Origin of the sequence: Pedobacter sp. SAFR-022 (assembly GCF_051965375.1) — a bacterium.
GTDB lineage: Bacteria > Bacteroidota > Bacteroidia > Sphingobacteriales > Sphingobacteriaceae > Pedobacter.
In genome coordinates this window covers 50,785-74,435 of the sequence record NZ_JBQCME010000009.1, presented here as the reverse complement: position 1 = coordinate 74,435, position 23,651 = coordinate 50,785, and the positions used below count along the sequence as shown (strand labels likewise).

The 23,651-nt window shown below is 44.9% G+C and carries 17 protein-coding genes; 7 read left to right on the top strand and 10 right to left on the bottom strand.

Annotated elements, in window-relative coordinates; translation table 11 throughout:
- Positions 1 to 9 precede the first annotated feature (9 nt).
- The gene (locus ACTHQF_RS16700; protein WP_440432009.1) at positions 10 to 2,544 is read right to left on the bottom strand and encodes an ATP-dependent Clp protease ATP-binding subunit; all 2,535 of its coding nucleotides are present in this window, start codon (positions 2,542 to 2,544) and stop codon (positions 10 to 12) included.
- 182 nt (positions 2,545 to 2,726) lie between these two features.
- Here ACTHQF_RS16700 and ettA point away from each other — a divergent pair, with 182 nt between their 5' ends.
- Complete coding sequence (gene ettA, locus ACTHQF_RS16695) at positions 2,727 to 4,406, top strand: energy-dependent translational throttle protein EttA (protein WP_440432007.1); 1,680 nt, start codon at positions 2,727 to 2,729, stop codon at positions 4,404 to 4,406.
- A gap of 12 nt (positions 4,407 to 4,418) precedes the next feature.
- On the opposite strand, the gene ACTHQF_RS16690 is transcribed toward ettA, so the two are convergent.
- The 4 genes from ACTHQF_RS16690 to ACTHQF_RS16675 form a co-directional block, all read right to left on the bottom strand.
- Positions 4,419 to 7,052 carry an outer membrane beta-barrel protein gene (locus ACTHQF_RS16690; RefSeq protein ID WP_440432005.1) on the bottom strand — a complete coding sequence of 878 codons (2,634 nt, stop codon included), beginning with the start codon at positions 7,050 to 7,052 and terminating at the stop codon, positions 4,419 to 4,421.
- A 70-nt stretch (positions 7,053 to 7,122) separates the two neighbouring features.
- Positions 7,123 to 7,365, bottom strand: coding sequence for a DUF1456 family protein (locus tag ACTHQF_RS16685; RefSeq protein ID WP_440432003.1), 243 nt, complete (start codon positions 7,363 to 7,365; stop codon positions 7,123 to 7,125).
- Position 7,366: 1 nt separating this feature from the next.
- Positions 7,367 to 8,674: a DEAD/DEAH box helicase gene (locus tag ACTHQF_RS16680; protein WP_440432001.1), complete on the bottom strand. Its 1,308-nt coding sequence runs from the start codon at positions 8,672 to 8,674 to the stop codon at positions 7,367 to 7,369.
- A gap of 44 nt (positions 8,675 to 8,718) precedes the next feature.
- Positions 8,719 to 8,922, bottom strand: coding sequence for a hypothetical protein (locus ACTHQF_RS16675; RefSeq protein ID WP_440432000.1), 204 nt, complete (start codon positions 8,920 to 8,922; stop codon positions 8,719 to 8,721).
- Positions 8,923 to 9,053: 131 nt separating this feature from the next.
- Here ACTHQF_RS16675 and ACTHQF_RS16670 point away from each other — a divergent pair, with 131 nt between their 5' ends.
- A complete protein-coding gene (locus tag ACTHQF_RS16670; RefSeq protein WP_440431998.1) occupies positions 9,054 to 10,835 on the top strand; it encodes a glycoside hydrolase family 15 protein in 1,782 nt (593 codons plus the stop codon).
- Here the strand turns inward: ACTHQF_RS16670 and ACTHQF_RS16665 are convergent.
- On the bottom strand, positions 10,832 to 13,009 hold the full coding sequence (locus tag ACTHQF_RS16665) for a bifunctional alpha,alpha-trehalose-phosphate synthase (UDP-forming)/trehalose-phosphatase (protein WP_440431996.1): 2,178 nt from the start codon (positions 13,007 to 13,009) through the stop codon (positions 10,832 to 10,834). The two genes, ACTHQF_RS16670 and ACTHQF_RS16665, sit on opposite strands and share 4 nt — an antisense overlap.
- Positions 13,010 to 13,200: 191 nt before the next feature.
- Between ACTHQF_RS16665 and ACTHQF_RS16660 the strand changes: the two genes are divergently transcribed.
- Entirely contained in the window at positions 13,201 to 13,674 is a 474-nt protein-coding gene (locus ACTHQF_RS16660) for a ribonuclease H-like YkuK family protein (protein ID WP_440431994.1), read from the top strand.
- 7 nt (positions 13,675 to 13,681) lie between these two features.
- Here the strand turns inward: ACTHQF_RS16660 and ACTHQF_RS16655 are convergent, their stop codons facing one another.
- On the bottom strand, positions 13,682 to 15,100 hold the full coding sequence (locus tag ACTHQF_RS16655) for an ammonium transporter (RefSeq protein ID WP_440431992.1): 1,419 nt from the start codon (positions 15,098 to 15,100) through the stop codon (positions 13,682 to 13,684).
- 252 nt (positions 15,101 to 15,352) lie between these two features.
- Between ACTHQF_RS16655 and ACTHQF_RS16650 the strand changes: the two genes are divergently transcribed.
- On the top strand, positions 15,353 to 15,835 hold the full coding sequence (locus ACTHQF_RS16650; RefSeq protein ID WP_440431990.1) for an SRPBCC family protein: 483 nt from the start codon (positions 15,353 to 15,355) through the stop codon (positions 15,833 to 15,835).
- Here the strand turns inward: ACTHQF_RS16650 and ACTHQF_RS16645 are convergent.
- Together ACTHQF_RS16645 and ACTHQF_RS16640 are read right to left on the bottom strand one after the other, a co-directional pair.
- Positions 15,814 to 16,770: a TIGR01212 family radical SAM protein gene (locus ACTHQF_RS16645; protein ID WP_440431988.1), complete on the bottom strand. Its 957-nt coding sequence runs from the start codon at positions 16,768 to 16,770 to the stop codon at positions 15,814 to 15,816. The two genes, ACTHQF_RS16650 and ACTHQF_RS16645, sit on opposite strands and share 22 nt — an antisense overlap.
- An 83-nt stretch (positions 16,771 to 16,853) precedes the next feature.
- Positions 16,854 to 17,339 (bottom strand): DUF892 family protein, encoded by a 486-nt coding sequence (locus tag ACTHQF_RS16640; protein WP_440431986.1) that lies wholly within the window; start codon positions 17,337 to 17,339, stop codon positions 16,854 to 16,856.
- Positions 17,340 to 17,614: 275 nt separating this feature from the next.
- Here ACTHQF_RS16640 and ACTHQF_RS16635 point away from each other — a divergent pair, with 275 nt between their 5' ends.
- Positions 17,615 to 18,091, top strand: coding sequence for a redoxin domain-containing protein (locus ACTHQF_RS16635; protein ID WP_440431984.1), 477 nt, complete (start codon positions 17,615 to 17,617; stop codon positions 18,089 to 18,091).
- A 75-nt stretch (positions 18,092 to 18,166) separates the two neighbouring features.
- On the opposite strand, the gene ACTHQF_RS16630 is transcribed toward ACTHQF_RS16635, so the two are convergent.
- Positions 18,167 to 19,582 carry an APC family permease gene (locus ACTHQF_RS16630; protein WP_440431982.1) on the bottom strand — a complete coding sequence of 472 codons (1,416 nt, stop codon included), beginning with the start codon at positions 19,580 to 19,582 and terminating at the stop codon, positions 18,167 to 18,169.
- Between the two features lie 160 nt (positions 19,583 to 19,742).
- Here ACTHQF_RS16630 and ACTHQF_RS16625 point away from each other — a divergent pair, with 160 nt between their 5' ends.
- Together ACTHQF_RS16625 and ACTHQF_RS16620 are read left to right on the top strand one after the other, a co-directional pair.
- Positions 19,743 to 21,968: a sodium-translocating pyrophosphatase gene (locus ACTHQF_RS16625; RefSeq protein WP_440431980.1), complete on the top strand. Its 2,226-nt coding sequence runs from the start codon at positions 19,743 to 19,745 to the stop codon at positions 21,966 to 21,968.
- Between the two features lie 153 nt (positions 21,969 to 22,121).
- Positions 22,122 to 23,630, top strand: coding sequence for an amino acid permease (locus ACTHQF_RS16620; protein WP_440431978.1), 1,509 nt, complete (start codon positions 22,122 to 22,124; stop codon positions 23,628 to 23,630).
- Positions 23,631 to 23,651: the final 21 nt, after the last annotated feature.

The following is a 23,651-nucleotide window of genomic DNA, read 5'->3' as shown; positions in this document are numbered from 1 at the left end:
CCAGAAGGTTTATGCACCTTCTTCTTTCTTCTTTTTCTTACCAGGACTTCTGTTCTCCACGGTAATTTGATCGTTTTCTTTATTGTAGTCGATCTCAAGAACATCACCTTCGCTTACATCACCTTTTAAGATTTCTTCAGCGATTGGATCTTCAAGATATTTCTGGATCGCACGTTTTAGTGGACGAGCACCGAAGTTACTATCAAAGCCTTTGTCAGCAATGAAGTCCTTAGCTGCATCAGTAAGCTTGATTTCATAACCCAGGTTGTGAACTCTACCGAACAGCGATTTCAGTTCAATATCAATGATCTTGAAGATCTCTTCCTTACCAAGGCTATTGAATACAACCACATCGTCAACACGGTTCAAGAACTCTGGAGCAAAAGCACGCTTTAAGGCGTTCTCGATAACCCCTCTTGAATGTGCATCCACCTGGCTAGCTTTAGCAGATGTAGAGAAACCAACACCTTGTCCGAAGTCTTTCAACTGGCGTGCGCCGATGTTAGAAGTCATGATAATGATGGTGTTTCTGAAGTCAACTTTACGTCCAAGACTGTCGGTTAGTTGTCCTTCATCCAATACCTGTAACAGGATATTGAACACATCCGGGTGAGCTTTCTCAATCTCATCCAAAAGGATCACTGCATATGGTTTACGGCGGACTTTCTCCGTAAGCTGACCACCTTCTTCGTACCCTACGTATCCCGGAGGCGCACCCACTAAGCGTGACACAGCGAATTTCTCCATATACTCACTCATATCGATCTGGATCAATGAATCATCACTATCGAACATGAAGCGTGCAAGCTCTTTCGCAAGTTCGGTTTTACCAACCCCGGTCGGACCAAGAAAGATGAATGAACCAATTGGCTTCTTAGGATCTTTCAATCCAGCTCTTGTACGTTGGATGGCTTTGGTTAATTTCTTAATCGCATCATCCTGACCGATAATTTTGTTCGCTACGGTATCGTACATATTCAACAGTTTTTGGCTGTCTGTCTGTCCAACACGTTGCAACGGAATACCAGTCATCATGGAAACAACCTCCGCTACGTTATCTTCCGTTACGGTGTAACGTTTGGTTTTGGTTTCAGCTTCCCATTCAGATTTAGCACGGTCAAGCTCTTCTAAAAGATTCTTTTCAGTATCCCTCAGTTTCGCAGCTTCTTCATATTTCTGACTTTTAACCACCTTGTTCTTTTCAACCTTGATGTCTTCAATCTTGGTTTCAATTTCGATGATCTTCTCAGGAACATGAATATTGGTTAAGTGAACCCTTGAACCCGCTTCATCTAAAGCATCGATCGCTTTATCTGGTAAGAAGCGGTCCGTGATATACCTTGAAGTCAAGGCTACACAAGCATTGATCGCTTCGTCGGTATAAGTCACACCGTGGTGATCCTCATACTTTTCTTTGATGCGGTTAAGGATCTCGATGGTTTCATCCGGAGATGCAGGCTCAATCATTACCTTCTGGAAACGACGGTCCAAGGCACCATCCTTCTCAATGTACTGGCGGTACTCATCTAAAGTGGTTGCACCGATGCATTGAATTTCACCCCTTGCTAGGGCCGGTTTAAACATGTTCGAAGCATCTAATGAGCCCGAAGCACCTCCAGCACCTACGATGGTGTGAATCTCATCAATGAACAAGATCACGTCAGTAGATTTCTCCAGTTCATTCATTACCGCTTTCATGCGCTCTTCAAACTGGCCACGGTATTTTGTACCAGCAACAAGTGAAGCAAGATCAAGCGTAACAACACGTTTGTTGAACAACACCCTTGATACTTTACGCTGAACGATGCGTAATGCAAGTCCCTCTGCAATGGCAGACTTACCCACACCTGGTTCCCCGATCAGGATCGGGTTATTCTTTTTCCTGCGGGATAGGATCTGAGAAACACGTTCAATTTCTTTTTCCCTGCCCACTATTGGGTCAAGGCGACCTTCCACTGCAGCTTTAGTCAAATCCCTGCCGAAGTTATCTAATACAGGGGTTTTAGATTTGATGTCTGAAACTTTCTTCGGACCGCTGAAGCTCTCCTCTTCACGATAATCATCATCACTGCCTGCAGAGGCACTGTTCTGTATATCGTCTCTAAAGTTGTTTTTGTTTACTTCAACTTCCTGTTTGAAAATCTCATAATTGATGCTGAATTGTAATAAGATCTGTGAGGCGATGTTATCATCGTCGCGCAGAATTGACAATAATAAATGCTCTGTACCTATCAGGTCGCTTTTAAATATTTTAGCTTCTAAATAAGTGATCTTTAAAACTTTCTCAGCTTGTTTCGTAAGTGGGATGTTGCCCAAATTTACGGTTACACTTGATGTACCTTTAACGGCATCTTCAATGGCACGGCGCAACTTCGAAGTATCTACTCCAAGTGACCTAAGAACCTTTATTGCCATACCGTCGCCTTCGCGGATAAGGCCTAGTAATAGATGTTCTGCGCCTATGTAATCGTGACCAAGTCTCAGGGCTTCTTCCCTGCTAAATGAAATCACATCTTTAACTTGTGGTGAAAACTTAGCTTCCATATCTACCTTTCTTTACTGGAATGCTCTAAACTATAAATTATGTTTAAATAAGCGAGACCATTTTTTTTATTTTATCAACAATTACGCCATCCACGCTAAATATAAACACCCTGGTGCCGTAATTTCACAAAACGCTGCTTTTTTTGACTTTATTGCTGATATTTGCAAACCAATATGCAATTATGTCAGACGAAAAAATAATATTCTCAATGGCCGGGGTGAATAAGATTTACCCCCCACAGAAACAAGTATTAAAAAATATATACCTGTCCTTTTTCTATGGTGCAAAAATAGGCGTTATCGGACTAAATGGTTCAGGAAAATCCTCGTTATTGAAAATTATAGCTGGGCTTGACAAATCTTATCAAGGTGAGGTTGTATTCTCCCCAGGGTATTCTGTCGGATATCTTGCCCAGGAACCTATTTTAGACAATGAAAAGACTGTCCGTGAGGTCGTTGAAGAAGGTGTAGCTGAGATCACAGCCATCCTGAAAGAATACGAAGAGATCAATGAAAAGTTCGGCCTGCCCGAGGTGTATGAGAACCCTGACGAGATGGACAGGCTCATGACCAAGCAAGGTGAATTACAAGATAAAATCGATGCCACCAATGCCTGGGAGCTGGACAACAAACTGGAGCGTGCAATGGACGCTTTACGCTGCCCGGATCCCGACAGCAAGATTGGTGTACTTTCCGGTGGTGAGCGTAGAAGGGTCGCCATGTGCCGCCTCCTGCTTCAGGAACCAGATGTATTGCTACTCGATGAGCCAACCAACCACCTTGATGCAGAAAGTATCGATTGGCTGGAGCAATTCCTGAAAGACTACAAAGGAACCGTTATCGCAGTAACCCACGACAGGTACTTCCTTGACAATGTGGCCGGTTGGATCCTCGAACTTGACCGCGGTGAAGGTATTCCCTGGAAAGGAAACTACTCTTCATGGTTAGATCAAAAAGCAAAACGTCTTTCACAAGAAGAAAAGACCGAAAGCAAACGCCAAAAAACCCTCGAGCGCGAGCTGGAGTGGGTACGTATGGCTCCAAAAGCGAGACATGCAAAATCTAAAGCAAGGTTATCCAACTACGAAAAACTTGCTTCCGAGGACTCTAGAGAGCGCGAAGACAAACTGGAGCTCTTCATCCCTGCTGGTCCACGTTTAGGTAACGTCGTTATCGAAGCCAACAACGTAACTAAGGCCTATGGAGATAAGATCCTGTTCGAAAACCTGAGCTTCTCCCTCCCACCAGCAGGTATCGTTGGTATCATCGGACCAAATGGTGCAGGTAAAACCACCTTATTCCGCTTGATCACTGGTCAGGATACCCCGGACACTGGAGACTTCAGAGTAGGTGAAACGGTAGCCTTGGGTTATGTGGATCAGAACCACAATGACCTGGAACCTGAAAAAACCGTATACGAGAACATCACCGATGGACTCGACAACATTCAGCTTGGAAACAAGGCTGTTAACGGACGTGCTTACGTGTCCAAGTTCAACTTCAACGGCGGCGACCAGCAGAAGAAAGTAGGCGTACTGTCAGGTGGAGAAAGAAACCGTGTACACCTGGCCATTACCTTGAAAAAAGGTGCCAACGTGCTATTACTGGATGAGCCGACCAATGATATCGACGTAAACACCCTGCGAGCACTGGAAGAAGCATTGGAGAACTTCGGTGGTTGTGCGGTAGTCATCAGTCACGACCGTTGGTTCCTCGACCGCATCTGTACACACATTCTTGCCTTCGAGGGCAACTCACAGGTGTACTTCTTTGAAGGTAACTACAGCGACTACGAAGAAAACCGCAAGAAACGACTTGGTGACGTCACCCCTCACCGCATTAAATACAAAAAACTAGCCTAATCTGGCTTTACATCAACCTCCAAACTGCTGGAGGTTGATGTTTATACTTACCTGCAGATATCTGGTATTCTGATTGTTTTTACTGTCAATGATGGAGTTGTCAGACACATTCCTGATGAAATAGTTACCCTGATTCAGAATGTCATAGGCTTGAATCTTAAAAGTTCCGCGCTCCCGGCGTAGAAAAGACTTCTCCAGACTCATATTGATGATTGTTGGATTGCTCGAAGCAATTGAGTAACCTATATTGATACGTTTCAAAGCATCAAAGCCCAGGATCACACGTTGCGGTAAAGTAGCTTTCATGCTCAGGTTAAACTCATACACCTGAATATTCTTCAAATTACTATATCCCAAAGAGTACCGGTTGCTGTTATAATTGTAGCTTGCATCGCCGGTAATGGAAAGTGCCTTTTTACTCATGCGCAGCAATACCGCTTGCGAAAAATTGAAGCCCTTGTTCTCGTTTAACACGAAATTCGAGTAGGAGACCGTGTTCCCGAAGCCAACCGTTCCCCTAACTTCCAGATTGATCACATTGTCAGCAAAGGGCTGGGACCAGGAATAAATCCCATCCACATTGTAAGCGCCATTCGCATTCAGAAAGGTTGTTTCCTGTTTTAGCCCGTTGAGCGTGTCCCGCCTCAGTATCACATTGCTTACAACCTGATTTTGTACCACCCCACCATTCAGCGCAAACATCAGTACGCGCCCGGTTTCGAGGTTACTGTTCTGAAAGGACAAGCTCGCCGTTTGGTGGAAGGTAGATTTCAGGTTCGGATTACCAACAATCACATTCTGCAGGTTTCTGGTATTTGGCACCGGCTGGAGCTGTGCAAGGTTAGGCGCCGAGCTGTTCCCGTTGTAAAGAAAGGTTAAACTCGTACGCTCCGATATGTTGTAGCTGACATTTGCAACCGGCGTAATATTAAAGCCAGCATGCCTGATGGTACCGTAAGGCCGTTTATTTATTACGGTCAAGACATTCGGTTGTGCACTTATGCCGAAGTTATAACTCAGGTCCTCCGCCCCATATCTGAAGTTGACGCCCAGCAAGTGCGCTCCGAATCGGGACGTGTAGGTACTGCTTAATGAATCCACTATCCGGTTTCGACCGAAGGCATTCTTCACTCTGGTAAGCAGGTTATTAGCATTATCTTCCAGGTCATAGGTGTAAACGATATCCAAATTCTTACTTACCAGGGAATCATGATCGTTAGACAATGGTTCCGAGAATCTCAACGTGCCTGACACACTTCTCAGTCTGTTCTTCGTATCCATCAAACGGTTTAGCAGGGAGTCCTTTGCAAACAGGCCCGTTCTGGGGTTATAATAACGGATCAGGTTGTCCATATTATCATCCTGCTGCGAAATGCCGTTCTTAGCTGACAAGCCTACCGACAGTGTTCTTCCAGGCTTCTTCAGGCGATGTGAAAACGCGAAATTACCTGCAAACTCTGGTGTGTACTGATCCGTAATGATCGTATTTCTTAAATCCTGTTTGTTAACACCAGTCTGTTCGGATGAAGCCTGATAGTCGCTGTTTGTATTCAGGAAATTACCGGAAACCGAAGCCTGAATATAGCTCGTTTTACCAATAGACTGCAGATTCCAGCTCAGGTTATGCTTGCTGGTATTGGTGTTCCGGTTATAGTCGTTTAACGTATAGAGTGAACCCGAAGGATTTAAAGTCTCGGTATAATCAAGCTGATGGTTTTCATTCTTGTTGTTATCATAAGAATAAGCCAGACTGGCAGTCACCGCATCGCTTAGCTTATCCCGATAATTCATTCCCGTTGAAATATTCCTGTTGATACCTGCAGGATTATTCGTGCTGTTGATATTTCCTTTAAGACCCACCTGCTTCTTCTCCCGCCAGAGGTTACCATTAGTTTGCAGGCCATAACGTTCATTCGTGCCGGTATATACCGCCGTATTTCCGAAATTCCCTTTTCCCCTGCCGGGTTTTGTTACCAGGTTCAGCATCTTCTGCGATTCACCAGACTTATTACCCGTGAAGCTGGACTCATCACCATAATCGTTGATGATCTGAACTTTGGCAATGATATCTGCCGGAAGTTGGTTGATGAAATCTTTAACGCTGTTGGTGAAGAAATCCTCCCCATTTACGCGGAGTTTTGTGGTAGGTTGCCCCATGGAGATCAGTCGCCCGTCGCGATCGAAGCGTAAGCCCGGCAACTGCTTGAGCAGCTCATCCACACGATCGTTCTCCCGAACCAGAAAAGCCGCAGCATTATATTCAATCGTATCTTTAAGTACACGAACGGGAATCACCTGGGTGGTGATCACCACTTCTTTAAGGGTGTTTTTATCTTTTTGCAGAAAGTAAGGTACGTTATTGTACTTCTGACCTGGTTTAAACTCGAGCTCAACGTCAAGCGGGACATAGCCCATACTTTTGATGTTCAGTTGCGCCCGCGGACCAGAGATACCAGAGATACTGAATTTACCCCTGAAATCCGTTACCGCGTGCAGCGTGTCTTTTCCTGATACAATACGAATGGAGGAGCCCGGAATGGCCCTGTTCACAGAATCTTTTACTGTTCCGCTTACCTTATTCGTAGCTTGAGCAATCGCATAACCAGAGCATAAAAGATTGAACAAAAGGAATAGTAATATGCGCATAACAGCTCCTTGCTATGCGAACATAGCGAAAATTGCTAAATATGACTAATATTATAAGGCATTATGCGCCCTAATCTTTCTGTTCATTTTTTGGTGCCCTTGGTCCACGCTTGTAGATAATCAGTCCGTTGAGGAAGTTTCTAAGGATCTGATCACCGCAGGGTTTAAAGTTCGGATGGTCGGTACTCCTGAAAAATGAGCCCAGTTCGCTCTTCGTAATTTTGAAGTTTACCAGTTCCATAATCTTAATGATCTCATCATTATTAAGTTCCAGCGCTACCCGAAGCTTTTTAAATATATCGTTATTGCTCATATTACATTGCTATCTCTATTTTCACCTTCTTATTCTTGATCCGCTCATTGGCTAATGCCGCGAGCACCTTCCGGCTCATATTGCGTTTCACTGCAACATAACTGCTTTGATCTTTAACCTCAATCAAGCCAACATCTTCCTTCTGTAAGCCACCTTTTTTCAAGAGTAGTCCAACGATATCAATCTTGTTAACCTTATCTTTTTTGCCGGCAGCGATGTACAAAGTCTGCCACTCACTGTCATTCGGAAGCTTGTAACCTTTATCTTTCAAAACTTCCGTTTCAATGTTTCCAGCCAGGAAGGGATATTTCTCCTCTTCGGTCATGATCAGGTATGCCGTTCCTTTGGCATTCATCCGGGCTGTACGACCATTACGATGCAGAAACGCATCTTCGGTGTATGGCAGCTGGTAATGTACAATGTATTGCACTTCAGGAATATCCAAGCCGCGGGCCGCAAGATCCGTGGTGATCAACAGTTTTATACTGCCGTTGCGGAACTTCAGCAGCGCACGCTCACGCTCATCCTGCTCCATGCCACCATGAAAAATATCGTGTGCAAGATCTTTATCGATCAAAAGGTCACTGATACGATCCACCGTTTCCCGGTGATTACAGAAGATCAGCGTACGCTGATCCCCAATTTTACAGATCAGTTTAAACAAGGTGTTTAATTTCTCCTCTGCAGTCGTAATTACCTTTTTAAGTTTCAAATCGGGTGTAACTGCAGCACTGGCTAAAAAATCAATCTCTTCTGCATTACGTACACCTGCGAACTCCGGAATGACTTCCATCTTCGTAGCAGAAGTCAGAAACCGCTGCTTCAGGGAGCGCAGCTGACCGATGATGTAAGACATGTCATCTTGAAAGCCAAATTCCAGGGCTTTATCAAATTCATCCAGCACCAGGGAGGTTATGGTAGATTCATCAAAGTTTTCGTGCTTCAAATGGTAGGCGATCCTGCCTGGCGTTCCAATCAGTAATGCTGGTGCTTCGGCCAGGTTGTTCTTCTCAACCTTCACTGCATGCCCGCCATAACAGCAGTTAACCTTAAATCCTGTTCCCATAGCCTTAAAGACCTGTTCAATCTGCAGTGCAAGTTCTCTGGAGGGCACCAGGATCAAAGCCTGTACACCCTTGGTGGCCGGATTAAGGTTGTTCAGCAGCGGCAGCAAAAAGCCCAGCGTTTTACCTGAACCCGTAGGTGCCAGCAAGATGAGGTCCTTACCTTTTGCAGCGGCAGCTGTCGCAGCAAGCTGCATCTCGTTTAGCGCGGAAATATTCAGATTCTGAAGAACTCTTTGTACCATAAGCAACAAAGGTAACAAATCTGCCGGGAAGCACCCCGAATGGCTTAAAACTTAAGGTAACGCTTTTTAATGCGGCGCAGGGTTCTGTTTACCCTCGACTCCATCTGTATGAGCATATCGCCTCTTTTGCTCACCAGAGCACTCATATAGGTATTCGCCTTTTGGATCGGAGAATAAAGGTGATCATCCAATAATTCAAGATATTTTTCATTAGATCTGCTTGCCTGAAGCAAATAAAATTCATTCATCAAATCTGGGTTAATCGTGTTCATTGGATTTCTTTTTTAAGATACAACCATTTACAACTATAGGATAAACAACAATTCACCAGATAAGTTGTTCTTTATAATGACAAACAAATAAAACTAACAAGAATTAAATGGATAGACACACCTATCAAACAGGGATAATTGGAAACTGTGCTTACCTGGCGCACATCAACAAAAACACTAATGTAGACTGGCTTTGCTGGCCACGATTCGACAGCTCATTTGTATTCGGCGGCTTACTTGATGATGAAAAAGGCGGTGAATTCTCCATCCGGCCTGCGGGAGAATACAGCTCAAAACAGTATTACCTGGAGAATACTAATATTCTCTGCACAGAAATCAGCAATCCGGAAGGCACTTACCGGATAACCGATTTCGCACCACGCTTCAGACAATATGAGCGTTACTACAAACCGCTCATGTTCATTAGAAAAATCGAAGTGATCAGCGGCAACCCTCGTGTAAAGGTGAAATGCCGCCCCGTATATAATTATGGTGAAGACAAATTTACCCGCAGTCGCGGCAGTAATCACATCTTATATCAATCAGGTAATGAAACGCTGCAGCTCAGCACCAACATTTCCTTAAGCTACATCGAAGACGAACGCTATTTTGCGCTGAATGAACCAAAATACCTGATCACCACCTTCGGCTACAAACTGGAAGCACCAATTGATAGTACAGCGGAACGCTTCCTGCTAAGCACAAAGCAGTACTGGCGCACCTGGATCAAACACTCTTCCATTGCTGGCTTTCAGCAACAGGTAGTCATACGCTCCGCCCTGGTTTTAAAAATCCACCAGTATGAAGATACCGGAGCAATCATTGCCGCAAGTACCACCAGCCTTCCAGAACACCCGGGCAGTGTACGGAACTGGGATTACCGTTATTGCTGGATGCGTGATACCTATTATGTCATTACAGCCTTAAACCACATCGGACACTTCGAAGAGATGGAGCGTTACTTCAACTACATCACGGATATTTCCTTCCGCAACGACGAGCGTTACCAACCTTTGTTTGGCATTGCCGGCGAACGGAAACTAACCGAACGTATTCTCGGGAACATCAAAGGCTACCAGGGCAATCAACCGGTAAGGATCGGAAACCAGGCTTTTGAGCATATTCAAAATGATATCTATGGTCAGGTGATCATATCCATGCTGCCTTTATACCATGATAACCGCTTCATTTTCGATGAACGTCATGGCTCTGCGCAATGGCTCGACTATCTGCTGAAAAAGATCGAGCGCACCATAGATGAGAAAGATGCAGGAATCTGGGAATTCAGGAATATTGCCAATCACCACTGCTACACGAACCTGTTTCAATGGGCAGGTGCAAACGCGGCATTGAAAATGGCGACAACCATCAATGATGAGCAAAGTAAACAGCGTGCGCAGCTATTGATCGATAAAGCGGCTAAGCACATTGAAGACTGTTATGATCCGGTAAGAAAAGTGTACACCCATGGCGTGAACAGCCCACACCTTGATGCAAGCACACTGCAACTCATCCTGATGAACTATCTGGATCCGCAATCGCAGAAAGCGAAAGATCACCTCTCTGCGGTGGAAGCGGAACTTAAAGCCGACAATGGCTTATTCTACCGTTACAAACACGCAGATGATTTTGGCAAGCCGAAATCTACCTTTCTCATCTGCGCATTCTGGTATGTGGAAGCTTTAGCCTGTGTAGGCCGGATTGATGATGCGATTAAGGAGTTTGAGTCGCTGATGCAATATGGCAATCATCTTAATCTTTTCAGTGAAGATATTGATGAAAATGATGGCAGTCAGTGGGGCAACTTCCCTCAAGCTTATAGCCATGTAGGCTTGATGAATGCTGCACACCGCATCGCCATCAAATTAGACAGACCTGTTTTTCTCTAACTGCAAAGCATTTTTAAAAGGGACCTGACTTCGGTTGGGTTCCTCAAATAATATCTTGCCGCAGAAATGTTTCCACCAACTTTTATGGTGTAGGCCTCTTCTGGAATTGCTTTAAAGATATCTTCGTCCGTATGATCATCACCCAGCGCCAGGATAAAGTCCGGATGATTATCGTGCATCCAGTTTAAGGCTGCTTTTCCTTTATTCACCTCAATATTCTTAAACTCCAGCACCTTATTGCCAGGCATCAATTGCAGACCATTATCGGCAACCATGATCCGAAGGTGATTGATAATTTCCTGAGCACGCAATTCACCCAATCCCTCTTCTACCTTGCGGTAGTGCCAAACCAGGGAATAGCTTTTTTCCTCAATGAAAGAACCTGGCGTACGGTCCGTATAGGTCTCCAATACTGCGCGGATGTCCAGTTTCCACTTGTCGGTTAACAAGGGTAAACTTTTCCACTCATTACCTGATTGTTTCTGCCAGGCACCATGTTCGGCAATCATGTCCATCTTCAAATGCCCGAACCAATCTTCAAGCGTTTGATGCCGTCTTCCGCTGATGATGATCACTTTATTCCCTTCCACCTCAGACAGGTTCGCAAGCAAATGCAGCAATTCTTCATCTGGTGAAGCTTTGTCAATATCTCCCTTAAAGCCCACCAATGTTCCATCATAATCCAGGAACAGATAGCGATCGCCGGCTTTATTATACGCAGTTTTTATTCTTTCCCGAATGGAGGCTGAGGCATATTTAGTTAGTAAGGCTGCCTGCATCTCTTTCACCTCTTCCAGTTTATCCATAAAGTTCTTTACCCATAAATGTATATTGAATTTTTTCACGATGGCCCTCATGCTCTTCATACGATGCTCCTGCTCCGCATCTGTCATGTTTAGGGCCTGTACAAGTGAGCGCATGATCTCACCAATATTGTTTGGATTTACAATCAGTGCGTCGTTCAGCTCTTTGGAAGCGCCGGCCATCTCACTAAGGATCAGCACACCCTTGTTGTCCGTTTTTGAAGCCACAAACTCTTTGCTTACCAGGTTCATCCCATCCCGCATTGGCGTTACCAGGCAAACATCTGCGGTTCTATATAAGGCCGACAGGAACTCAATCGGGAAGGAACGATAGAAATAATGCACCGGTGCCCAGTTCAGCGTTCTGAACTTCGCATTGATATTGCCGACCAGCTGATCGATCTGCTCACGCAGCTCCTTGTATTGTGGTACACTATCTCGTGAGGGTACAACGATCATGTAGAGTTCTACCTTCTCGATATACTCCGGGTAACAATGCAGGAAGAGCTCGAAGGCCTGTAATCTTGGAATAATGCCCTTACTGTAGTCCAGCCGGTCAATAGACAGGATCATTCTCGAACCCTGTTTAGATTCCTTGAAAGACTGGATGTGCGCGGAAACACGCTCATTGCTGGCCAGCACTTCAAATTTCTGGTCATCAATACCCATTGGAAAGGCCTCGACCACAATCTGCCGCTCATTGTAATTGATTACGTTATTAGCATATTTAGAAGTAGAGAGTTTACTCGCCGCACTCAGGAAATGGCGAACATCATCGAACGTGTGAAAGCCGAGCAAGTCAGCGCCAAACATTCCTTCCAGCAGCTCTTCCCGCCAGGGGATAAGCCTGAAAATCTCATAAGATGGGAAGGGGATGTGTTGGAAAAATCCAATCGTGATATGTGCCTGTCGCGCGCGTACCATGCCCGGTAGCAGCAACAACTGATAATCATGGACCCAAACGGTATCACCTTCTTTAAGGTGTGCGACTACCGAATCAGCGAATTTTGTGTTTACACTTTGGTAAAAGTCCCAATAACTCTGCTCATAGTTGGCATAAGTAGTCATATAATGAAATACTGGCCAGAGCACCTCATTGGAAAAGCCTTCATAATACTGGTTGATCTCCTCATTACTCAGGAATACCGGGATCAGGTTCAGCGCGGCTAACTTCTCCGTAACCTCCTGCTGTCGTTCCTCCGGCACTTCAATGCCAGGCCATCCAATCCAGATGTTGTGCCCGGTCTTGTATATGGAGCCCAAACCGGTAGCCAGACCACCCTCGCTTGGACTTAATTCATAAACCCCATCCTTTTCTACAATTTTCACAGGAAGACGGTTGGAAACAATAATGGTTTTATTCTTTGTCATATGTACTAATACTACCCCTTTAATATGGTATTGTTTTGAGTTTTTACACATTTAGCAGAAGCCAAACAATCCTAAAAACCGCGACGAAAAAGCCCAACATACTGATATTAAGGAATTAAGTAGCTGAATTAACATTTTTTTTACATCTAAAGCCTTATCTTAGGGTAGCTACATTCTTAACTCCAACTCTTATGAACTGGAAGAAATTCAGCGGTGAAGTTATTCACAAGCCGATACTTGAAGAAATTGAACAGGCGATTATCCGGGAAAGCGAAATGGGACATAAACTTAAGATCTGTATTGGCACAGATTCACAGGTTAAAGGTCCAATTACCAACTTTGCTACTGTAATTGTGCTGCTACGCGCACACCATGGAGGGTTTATGTATATCCATCAGGAGAAATCACTGCAGCGCATGGGCATCAAAGAGCGGATGCTGGCAGAAGTGCAGAAATCCATTGAAACCGCATACGCCATTTGTGACTTGCTGGACCTTTATGATGTCGGCTTGGAGGTTCATGCCGACATCAATACAAGTCCTTCATTCAAATCAAACAAGGCACTTAATGAAGCAATGGGATACATCTTAAGTATGGGCTTTATTTTTAAAGCTAAGCCCGAAGCTTTTGCAAGTTCAACCTGCGCTGACAAGATGGTGCATTGATACCAAGCTAAGCTGGTACTTTTCTCAGGGACTCGACTTCAATAACGCTTTCAACAACGCTATTTTCAACGACAACGCTATTTTCAATAATCAGCGTACCCTGGTAATATTTTTCATTGTGCTGTGAAGCATCAAGCCCTTCTTCTTCTTCTGCGGAGCTTACACGGATTGGCTGAATCAGGTTCACCAGCTTGAAGATGCCGTATGACATGACAAAACTGAATGTCACGACAATGACCACCCCTTTTAGCTGGGTCAAAAAGAAGGTTGCATCACCGTAGAAGATGCCATCAAAACCTGCAGGGTTAATCTGCTTACTTGCAAAAACACCGGTTAAGATCATACCAACGATACCGCCTACGCCGTGACAAGGAAATACGTCGAGCGTATCATCCAGGCTGGTACGGGATTTCCACATCACCGCAAGATTGGAGATGATGGCAGCCACGACACCAATAAATATACTTACCGGAATGGCGACGAAACCGGCACTTGGTGTGATGGCAACCAGGCCAACAACAGCACCGATACAGAATCCTAAGACCGAAGGTTTCTTGCCACGCAATACATCAAAGAACATCCAGGATAATCCGGCGGCACCAGCGGCCATATTCGTTGTGGCAAAAGCACTCACTGCCAAGGCACCGGATCCAAATGCGGATCCCCCGTTGAAACCAAACCAGCCAAACCATAACAGCCCTGTTCCGATCAGTACATAAGGGATATTTGCTGGTGGTATTTCTTTATTTTCAATATGAGATTTACGACGCTTAAGTACAAGTGCCCCCGCCAGCGCAGCCATACCTGCAGAGATATGCACCACGGTACCCCCTGCAAAGTCCAGAACACCCATCTTTAACAGAAATCCTTCAGGATGCCAGGTCCAGTGTGCCAGTGGAGAATACACAAATACAGAAAATAGGACAATAAAAAGGATGTAAGAGGTAAAACGAATCCGCTCGGCTACCGCTCCAACGACCAGGCCAGGCGTAATGATGGCGAACATCAACTGAAACACGGCAAACAGGGTTAGCGGGATCGTCGGCGCACCTGCCCATGGTGCTCCCGAATTAACATTCTGGAAAAACGCGAAGGTACCAGGATTACCAATGATACCGTTAATGCTCTCTCCAAAGGCCAGACTGAAGCTTACCACAACCCACATCACGGTGATCACACCAGCAGCAACAACACTCTTGATCATGGTAGACAATACATTCTTGCGGTGAACCATACCACCATAGAAGAACGCAAGACCCGGTGTCATTAAAAATACCAATGCAGCGGAGATTAGTATCCAGGCGATATCTGCCGTATTGTATTTTCCTTCATCAAAATTTGGCAAAACAGGAAAATACAGGCACAAAACGCCTATTGCCAATAGCAAAACAAAGGGAAGGCTTTGTCTTAAGGTTAAATTTTTCATATAAATCAATTTAAAACAACTAATCAGGACAACAAAACAGAAATAAGCGCTTGTTTTTAGATCTTAAATCAAAAATACAATGTTTACATCGGAATTTTCAAAGTTATTTTGATAAAAAATCACAAGATAAACTAAATCAACCTGAATTTTAGATACACAAGCATTGACATTAACCAAAATTCAACCCAAAGACAACACAAAAAACCCAAAAATCCGGAATAAACATATAAGCTTGACGATTGTTAATGCAACATGAAATCATATCACCTGGAATTTACCCAGAAGATACCAGTTAGCTTAGCTGAAGCATGGTCATTTTTCTCTTCACCATTGAATCTGGCGAAGATTACACCCAAGGAAATGGCATTTACGGTTACATCGAATACGACCGAAGCCACGAAAATGTACCCGGGCATGATCATTACCTATAAGGTATCGCCAGTTTTAGGCATCAAGCTCGATTGGATGACAGAAATTACGCAGGTGCAGCACGAGCAGTACTTTATTGATGAGCAAAGATTTGGGCCATACAAATTCTGGCACCACCAGCATCACTTCCAGGAAATACCAGGTGGTGTATTGATGAATGATATTCTTACCTACGGCATGCCCTTCGGGATCTTTGGACAGCTGGCGAATGGAATTTTCGTTGCCAACAAGCTACAGCAGATATTCAACTACAGAAAACAGAAAATAGAAGCTTTGTTCGGGACTTACAGTACCCCTACTTCGTAGGCTGAACCCTGAACAATACCACGGCGTTCAATCTCTTTATCGATATAGGTCTGTATGGCAGATTTGTTTAAGCCCCAATTTGGCGCTATAAGCAGGTCCCAGTCCGAAATCCCGAATAAACGCTGGATGACGATGTCTGGCCTAAGCAAAGGAATCAATTTACAGAGCAGATCTGTATATTCTTCGAGGGTAAATAATTTGAAAGGATTCTTCTTGTATTTAACGCCCATAATAGAGCCTTCAACGATATGCAGGTGATGAAACTTCACGAACTTAATTTGCGGAAAGCGGTTGATCTCATCGATGTATTTCAGCATCATCTCTTCAGTTTCCCATGGAAAGCCAAAAATCGTGTGTACGCAGAGATCCAGCGGTGAGTTTTCCAGTAGTTTTACGGCTTCCACGAACTCCCCATGGCTACAGCCACGATTAATCTGGTTTAAGGTTTCATCGTAAATAGATTCCATGCCCATCTCCAGATCCACATCAAAGCGATCAGCATAACTCTCCAACAGTGCTACCTTTTCTGCATCAATACAGTCGGGGCGTGTACCTACCGAAAAGCCTACAACATCCTCCGGATTGATCGACAAAGCCTCATCGTACATCATCTTCAGATAATGGGTAGGCGCATAAGTATTGGTGTTCGGCTGGAAATAGACAATGAACTTGTCTGCTTTATAAAAACGCTTGCCACGCTCCATACCCTGCTCCAGCTGTTCGCGGATGGTTGGAAGTTTCCTGGACAGCTCCGGTGTAAAGGAGTCTACATTGCAATAGGTACAGCCGCCATAGCCTTTGGAGCCATCCCGGTTTGGGCAGGTAAATCCGCCGTCAACAATAACTTTAAACACGCGCTGCCCCTCGTACTTCGCTTTTAAATGCGTCCCGTAGTTGTTATATCCCTTTATGCCTGAATCTAATGGAGTTCCCAAATTGCTATATATTTTACGCAAAAATACAGCTTTTTTATCGGGATTATAATTCCAGCGCTTTCCTTACCAATTATTTACATAATCTATACGGCATCTTTAGCCGCCGCAGGGTTGATGATGTTGCTCGCAATCTGCGACAAATAAGCTGCGGTATCGTTTTCTTCCTTCAGGCATTGCTCCAGCAACACACTGGCTTGTTCGAGCTTCAGCTCCTTACTCACTTCATGTAATACCGTGTAGCTGGCGATCTTGTAGTGCTCAATATGCTGCGCGGCATAAATTATTGCCGCATCCCGCATGGCCGTACCTGGCTCGTTCTTGACGATCAGATCCCTGGCTTTCTCCACAAGTGCCGAGACAATGTTACATTCCTGCTTCGCAGGTTTTACTTTTAGCGACTTCATGATGGTCTCTAACCGGTTAACATGTGTTTCCGCTTCTGTAGAAGGTGAATTCAATGCCGTTCTTAATTCGGATGTATATGCCGCGATGGACAATGCAACGAAACTCTTGATAAACTTCTTTTCAGCATGATACAGATCCACCAAACGCGTTAAAAAAAATTCCATTAATCCTGTCTGTTCCATATTCAGCTTCAATTTACCACAATAACAAAAAACATTGAATTTAAGTTTTATAGCGCCGCACCAATCCTTGAATGGTCTTTTGCTTTCACATCAGGCTTGCCAAGTCGTTGATAGGGGTTTGAGACGTATCCACACGTAGCAAGTACGTTGCAAGCTCCTATCAAGTACCTAGGAAGCACGTACCAAGAAATAGGCTGTACCCCTACTTTTAGCCACGATGTGCTTTGGATTACCTAATTAATATTGATATTAGAGCTATGAAACAACTCTTTATAGCCATATTATGCTGCCTGTTTGCCGGTCAGGTCAACGCGCAATTACAGCCACAGACACTACCAAGTGCTGTTTTCTATAAAAAGGACGGTAAAGCTTTCTCGACAGCACAGATCCCGACAACCAAGAAAGCATTTATTATGTTCTTTGATGCCACCTGCGATCACTGCCAGCAGGTAGCCACCCAGTTATCCAAGCAAAGCGGAAAGCTCGCAAACGCAAACATATACCTGGTGTCAATGGATGAATTTCGCTCCATTGATTACTTCATGACAAACTTTGGGAAGCCCTTGCTCGCCATGAAAAATGTAACACTACTACAGGACAAACACCAGGCTTTTATACCAACCTTTAAACCAGACAAATATCCTTCAATGTACCTTTACGGTACAAACAAGCGTTTGCTTAAGTTTTCAAGCAACGATAAGGAGGTCCCGAAATTTTTGGAGCTGATGAAGTAAGGAAAAGCCTTTAAACCGAAAAAGCCGGTAGCGATTGTTAATCGCTACCGGCTTTTTTGATTTAAATGATATCTGTTAAGCTTCTTTCGGTTTACTTAGGTAATATACAGGAATACCTGCAAGCATGATCACCACGCCCCAACCACAGGTGCTGGTTTTGGTAATCAGCAAAGAAATGCAGATTGCAGCCGCTACGATGATATAGAAGAACGGCAACACCGGATACCCGAAGGCACGGTATGGCCGCACCGCATCAGGCATTTTACGGCGCAAAATAAAAATCCCATAGATCGTAAGGATGTAGAAGATGATCACGATGATCATTACGTAGTCGAGCAGGTCGCCGTATTTCCCGGTAAGACACAGGGCGGACGCCCACACACACTGGAACCACAATGCCCATGCTGGCACACTGGATTTGTTTAATAAGGCTGCTTTTTTGAAGAACAGGCCATCTTTTGCCATCGTATAATAAACACGTGCACCAGCCATGATCAGGCCGTTGTTGCAGGCAAAAGTGGAGATCATGATCATCAAAGCGATGATCAGCGTACCAGTATTTCCGAAGATGTTTTGCGCAGCAACAACGGCAACACGGTCTGACTTCGCGAAAGCAATATCTTGGAGTGGCATGACCGACAGATACATCAGGTTCGCCAGAATATAGATCACGGAAACGATGAACGTACCCAAGAACAGGCTCAAGCCAACATTCTTTTCAGGATTCTTGATTTCAGCAGCAATGAAAGTTACGCCGTTCCAGGCATCACTGGAGAACAAGGAGCCCACCATAGCGGCAGATACCGCAGCGAGTAAGGCAGAACCAGCAATAGGCATCCAGGAATCTGAGGCCGCGTTGTAGTTACTCGGACTCCAGGCGTCGGCCCAGTTGGCATTCCAGACTTCCGCCTTTGCACCAAGGGTAAAGCCAAAGATGATCAATCCGAACAAGGACACAATTTTAATTACCGTAAGGAAGGTTTGTAACAACTTACCATTCTTTACGCCCCTGCTATTGATATAGGTAAGCAGAATAATGGTAAAGATTGACATCAGCTGTGCCGCATTGATCTTGAAATCACCAACATTAAACAAGATGTTTTCATCACTTAAGGGCTCAAAAAGGTAGGCCGCGAATTTGGAAAATGCCACCCCAACTGCAGCGATGGTTCCGGTTTGTATCACGGCAAAGAAGCTCCAGCCATATAAAAAGGCAATCAGCTTATTATAGGCTTCCTTAAGATAAACGTATTGTCCACCAGCTTTGGGGAACATGGCGCTTAACTCGCCATAACTCACCGCAGCAATGACCGTTACCAGTCCGGTAAGCACCCATATTAAGGTTAGCCATCCCGCTGAACCGACTTGCCGGCCGATGTCGGCGCTGACAATGAATATTCCGGATCCAATCATTGAGCCGACCACCAGCATGGTACCGTCGAGCAAGCCCAGCTCCCGTTTAAAGTGATGATCCTGTGTTTCTTTTTCCATTGAATTTGATAAATAGTTTGGTTGTTGGCTAAGATATTTAAAAAATCCAATATTAAAACAGGCCTGCTCAGCGCCAGTCGATTATAAATTTGGTAAAGTGTTAAACTCTTTTATTTTTGTATAGGCTTGCCTTGCTAACCAATTAAACCAAATATATCGTATGGAGTTTCTACAAAACAACCTGATCTACATGATTCCGGGTTTCGGGCTCATTGGAATCCTTTTTATGGCGGTACAAAGTGCATGGGTGAGTAAGCAAGATGCGGGCGACAAAAACATGCTCGAACTTTCAGGCTACATTGCAGACGGCGCAATGGCCTTTTTAAAAGCCGAATGGAAAGTCCTATCCTATTTCGTTATCATTGCCGGCGCATTGCTGGCCTGGTCGGGCACCATGGAAGGCAGCCCGGAAAATCCAATTCATTCCAGTCCTGTAATCGCAGTCGCTTTTCTATTAGGCGCAGTATTTTCTGCCCTGGCAGGGTACATTGGCATGCGTATCGCCACGAAGGCTAACGTTAGAACTACGGAAGCCGCCAGGTCGAGCCTTGCAAAAGCACTGAAGGTTTCTTTTACCGGTGGTACCGTAATGGGCTTTGGTGTTGCCGGCCTGGCCATATTCGGCCTGGGTGGCTTATTCATCGTGCTCTATTATGCCTTTGTAAATCCTGGCGCTGCAGCAACTGGCCCGGAAATGAAGAAGACCATTGAGGTGCTTGCGGGTTTCTCGTTGGGTGCGGAGAGCATTGCCCTTTTCGCGAGGGTTGGTGGCGGCATTTATACCAAGGCTGCCGATGTGGGAGCTGATCTGGTGGGTAAGGTGGAAGCCGGGATCCCGGAAGATGATGTGCGTAACCCCGCGACCATTGCGGATAACGTGGGGGATAACGTCGGTGACGTGGCCGGCATGGGTGCGGATTTGTTCGGCTCGTATGTAGCGACCATTTTGGCGACTATGGTATTGGGACAGGAAATCCAGTCGGACGATAAATTTGGCGGTATGGCACCGATCCTTTTACCCATGTTTATTGCTGGCTTGGGTCTGATCTTCTCCATCGTGGGTTCCTGGTTTGTGAAAATTTCCAAAGATAGCGACAGCGTGCAAAAGGCGCTGAACCTGGGCAACTGGCTGTCCATTATCCTTACCGCCGTGGCGGCCTATTTCGCGGTGCACTGGCTATTACCGGAAAGTATGGAGATCCGGGGATTCCGTTTCCCTGCAGAAAATGTTTATCATTCCATACTGGTGGGGCTGGTTGTGGGCACCTTGATGAGCCTGATCACCGAATATTATACTGCAATGGGCAAGCGCCCCGTGAATTCCATTATACAGCAATCTTCTACCGGGCATGCAACCAATATCATTGGCGGCTTATCGGTGGGCATGGAATCTACGGTATTGCCGATCCTGATATTAGCTGCCGGAATTTATGGCTCGTATTATTTTGCAGGCTTTTACGGTGTTGCGATAGCGGCAGCGGGTATGATGGCAACAACAGCCATGCAGCTGGCGATAGATGCTTTCGGCCCTATCGCCGATAATGCCGGGGGTATCGCCGAGATGAGTGGCTGTCCGAAGGAGGTTCGTGAGCGGACAGATAACCTGGATGCCGTAGGAAATACAACCGCGGCGACCGGCAAAGGCTTCGCCATCGCCTCCGCAGCGTTGACCTCTTTAGCACTATTCGCCGCATTTGCAGGGATTTCCGGCATTGAAACCATAGATATCTATAAAGCTGATGTATTGGCGGGTTTGTTCGTTGGGGGTATGATACCCTTTATATTCTCGGCGCTCTGCATTTCGGCCGTAGGCCGTGCGGCAATGTCCATGGTACAGGAAGTAAGAAGGCAGTTCCGGGATATTCCTGGGATTATGGAGTATAAAGCTAAGCCGGAATATGAAAAATGCGTAGCGATTTCTACACAAGCATCTATTCGTGAAATGATGTTGCCTGGGGCAATAGCCTTGATTGTACCTTTAATTGTAGGTTTTATTTTCGGACCTGAAGTATTGGGTGGCCTTTTGGCTGGGGTAACGGTTTCCGGGGTGCTTATGGGGATCTTCCAATCCAACGCGGGTGGCGCTTGGGACAATGCCAAAAAATCCTTTGAAAAGGGTGTGATGATCCAGGGAAAAATGGAGTACAAAGGTTCGGACGCACACAAGGCTTCCGTTACAGGTGATACCGTTGGCGATCCGTTCAAAGATACCTCCGGACCTTCAATGAATATCCTGATTAAACTGATGTCTATCGTGTCTCTGATTATTGCACCGCACATTGCTGTCGGCCCAGTGTCGCAAACGTCGGCGAAAGATGTAGAAAAACACAAAATCCTGGCTCCGAAAACGGTGAAAATCAGTGATGTTCAATCAAAGATTAAATAGAATCTTCAAAACGGATGAAATTGTTACTATAGCAGGGATTTTCGATGAAAATCCCTTTTTATTATTAGACAATTTTTATTTAGGTTTGGAACTATATTAAAAAAATAAAACAAAAAACTTATTTATCGAAACACTTTAACTAAACCTTAATTTATGTTATTTAAAAAATCGATAGACTCTTTAATTCAGGAGTCTACTGAGAGTGGCGAAGGTACACTGAAACGTACGCTTGGGGTGGGTAACCTCATCGCGTTAGGTATCGGTGCGATCATCGGTGCTGGATTGTTTGTTAGAACTGCAGCGGCAGCGGCAGAGCACTCGGGTCCGGCAGTTACACTCTCCTTTATCCTGGCAGCAATTGGTTGTGCCCTTGCAGGATTATGTTATGCAGAGTTTGCATCTATGATCCCAATTGCAGGAAGTGCGTACACCTACTCCTACGCGACTATGGGTGAAGTTGTTGCATGGATAATTGGCTGGGATTTGGTCCTGGAATATGCTGTGGGTGCGGCTACAGTTGCCATTGCCTGGTCTGAATACCTGAATAAGCTACTGGAAACCTTTGGGGTCACCATCCCCTACGCTTATTGCCATTCACCATTTCAGACCTCAGTAGACGGAATTCAGGGTATTATCAATATTCCTGCGCTTTTTGTTGTAGTACTGCTAACTTTTGTACTGATCCGCGGTACACAGGAGTCTGCAACCTTAAACGGTATTATTGTGATTGTGAAAGTAGCAATTGTAATTGCTTTCATCGCAATTGGCTGGGGGTATATGAACCCTGCTAACCATACCCCTTACATTCCGGTTAATGCTGGAGAAGTAGCGTATGCAAACGGAGAAAAGGGCTTTATGCAGTTTTTTGCGCAGGATTTTGGTGACTTCGGTATTTCGGGTATCATCGCTGGTGCTGGTGTGGTTTTCTTTGCGTTTATCGGTTTTGATGCGGTATCCACTGCAGCACAGGAAGCGAAAAACCCAAGCAGAGATATGCCTATCGGAATCTTGGTTTCATTAGCAGTATGTACTGCATTATACATTCTTTTTGGACACGTGTTAACTGGTGTTGCAAACTATTCAGAGTTTGAGAATGCCGGAAAAGAAGCTTCAGTTGCTTATGCCATTGAAAACTATATGCATGGCTATCACTGGTTATCAGTATTGATTACGGTAGCGATCCTTGCAGGTTTCTCTTCTGTAATCCTGGTAATGCTTTTAGGTCAGTCAAGAGTTTTCTTCTCGATGTCTAAAGATGGACTAGTACCTAAAGTATTTTCATCCGTTCACCCTAAATTTCAAACGCCATATAAGTCGAACCTGATCTTCCTGGTATTTGTAGGTTTATTCGCTGCATTTGTTCCAGGTGATGTGGTTGGTGATATGACCAGTATCGGTACTTTATTCGCCTTTACTTTAGTATGTATTGGTGTATTGATCTTACGTAAAGTAGATCCGGACCGCGAGAGACCATTTAAAACACCATTTATGCCGGTAGTACCAATCTTGGGTGCTGGTGTTTGTATTTTGATGATGATTGGTTTAGGTGCTCACAACTGGGAGCGTTTATTAATCTGGATGGCCCTTGGTATGGCAATCTATTATGGTTATAGCCGCAGAAATTCAGTTGTAAGACGTAAATACAGAGAAGGTCAGAGATAAAGATCTTTAATCCACATAAAA

Bases quoted from the DNA above. Each gene is read 5' to 3' on its own strand.
- ACTHQF_RS16690 (WP_440432005.1), bottom strand. From the start codon at position 7,052: ATGCGCATATTACTATTCCTTTTGTTCAATCTTTTATGCTCTGGTTAT.
- ACTHQF_RS16700 (WP_440432009.1), bottom strand. From the start codon at position 2,544: ATGGAAGCTAAGTTTTCACCACAAGTTAAAGATGTGATTTCATTTAGC.
- ettA (WP_440432007.1), top strand. From the start codon at position 2,727: ATGTCAGACGAAAAAATAATATTCTCAATGGCCGGGGTGAATAAGATT.
- ACTHQF_RS16635 (WP_440431984.1), top strand. From the start codon at position 17,615: ATGAAACAACTCTTTATAGCCATATTATGCTGCCTGTTTGCCGGTCAG.
- ACTHQF_RS16625 (WP_440431980.1), top strand. From the start codon at position 19,743: ATGGAGTTTCTACAAAACAACCTGATCTACATGATTCCGGGTTTCGGG.
- ACTHQF_RS16685 (WP_440432003.1), bottom strand. From the start codon at position 7,365: ATGAGCAATAACGATATATTTAAAAAGCTTCGGGTAGCGCTGGAACTT.
- ACTHQF_RS16620 (WP_440431978.1), top strand. From the start codon at position 22,122: ATGTTATTTAAAAAATCGATAGACTCTTTAATTCAGGAGTCTACTGAG.
- ACTHQF_RS16630 (WP_440431982.1), bottom strand. From the start codon at position 19,582: ATGGAAAAAGAAACACAGGATCATCACTTTAAACGGGAGCTGGGCTTG.
- ACTHQF_RS16680 (WP_440432001.1), bottom strand. From the start codon at position 8,674: ATGGTACAAAGAGTTCTTCAGAATCTGAATATTTCCGCGCTAAACGAG.
- ACTHQF_RS16675 (WP_440432000.1), bottom strand. From the start codon at position 8,922: ATGAATGAATTTTATTTGCTTCAGGCAAGCAGATCTAATGAAAAATAT.
- ACTHQF_RS16655 (WP_440431992.1), bottom strand. From the start codon at position 15,100: ATGAAAAATTTAACCTTAAGACAAAGCCTTCCCTTTGTTTTGCTATTG.
- ACTHQF_RS16665 (WP_440431996.1), bottom strand. From the start codon at position 13,009: ATGACAAAGAATAAAACCATTATTGTTTCCAACCGTCTTCCTGTGAAA.
- ACTHQF_RS16640 (WP_440431986.1), bottom strand. From the start codon at position 17,339: ATGGAATTTTTTTTAACGCGTTTGGTGGATCTGTATCATGCTGAAAAG.
- ACTHQF_RS16660 (WP_440431994.1), top strand. From the start codon at position 13,201: ATGAACTGGAAGAAATTCAGCGGTGAAGTTATTCACAAGCCGATACTT.
- ACTHQF_RS16650 (WP_440431990.1), top strand. From the start codon at position 15,353: ATGAAATCATATCACCTGGAATTTACCCAGAAGATACCAGTTAGCTTA.
- ACTHQF_RS16670 (WP_440431998.1), top strand. From the start codon at position 9,054: ATGGATAGACACACCTATCAAACAGGGATAATTGGAAACTGTGCTTAC.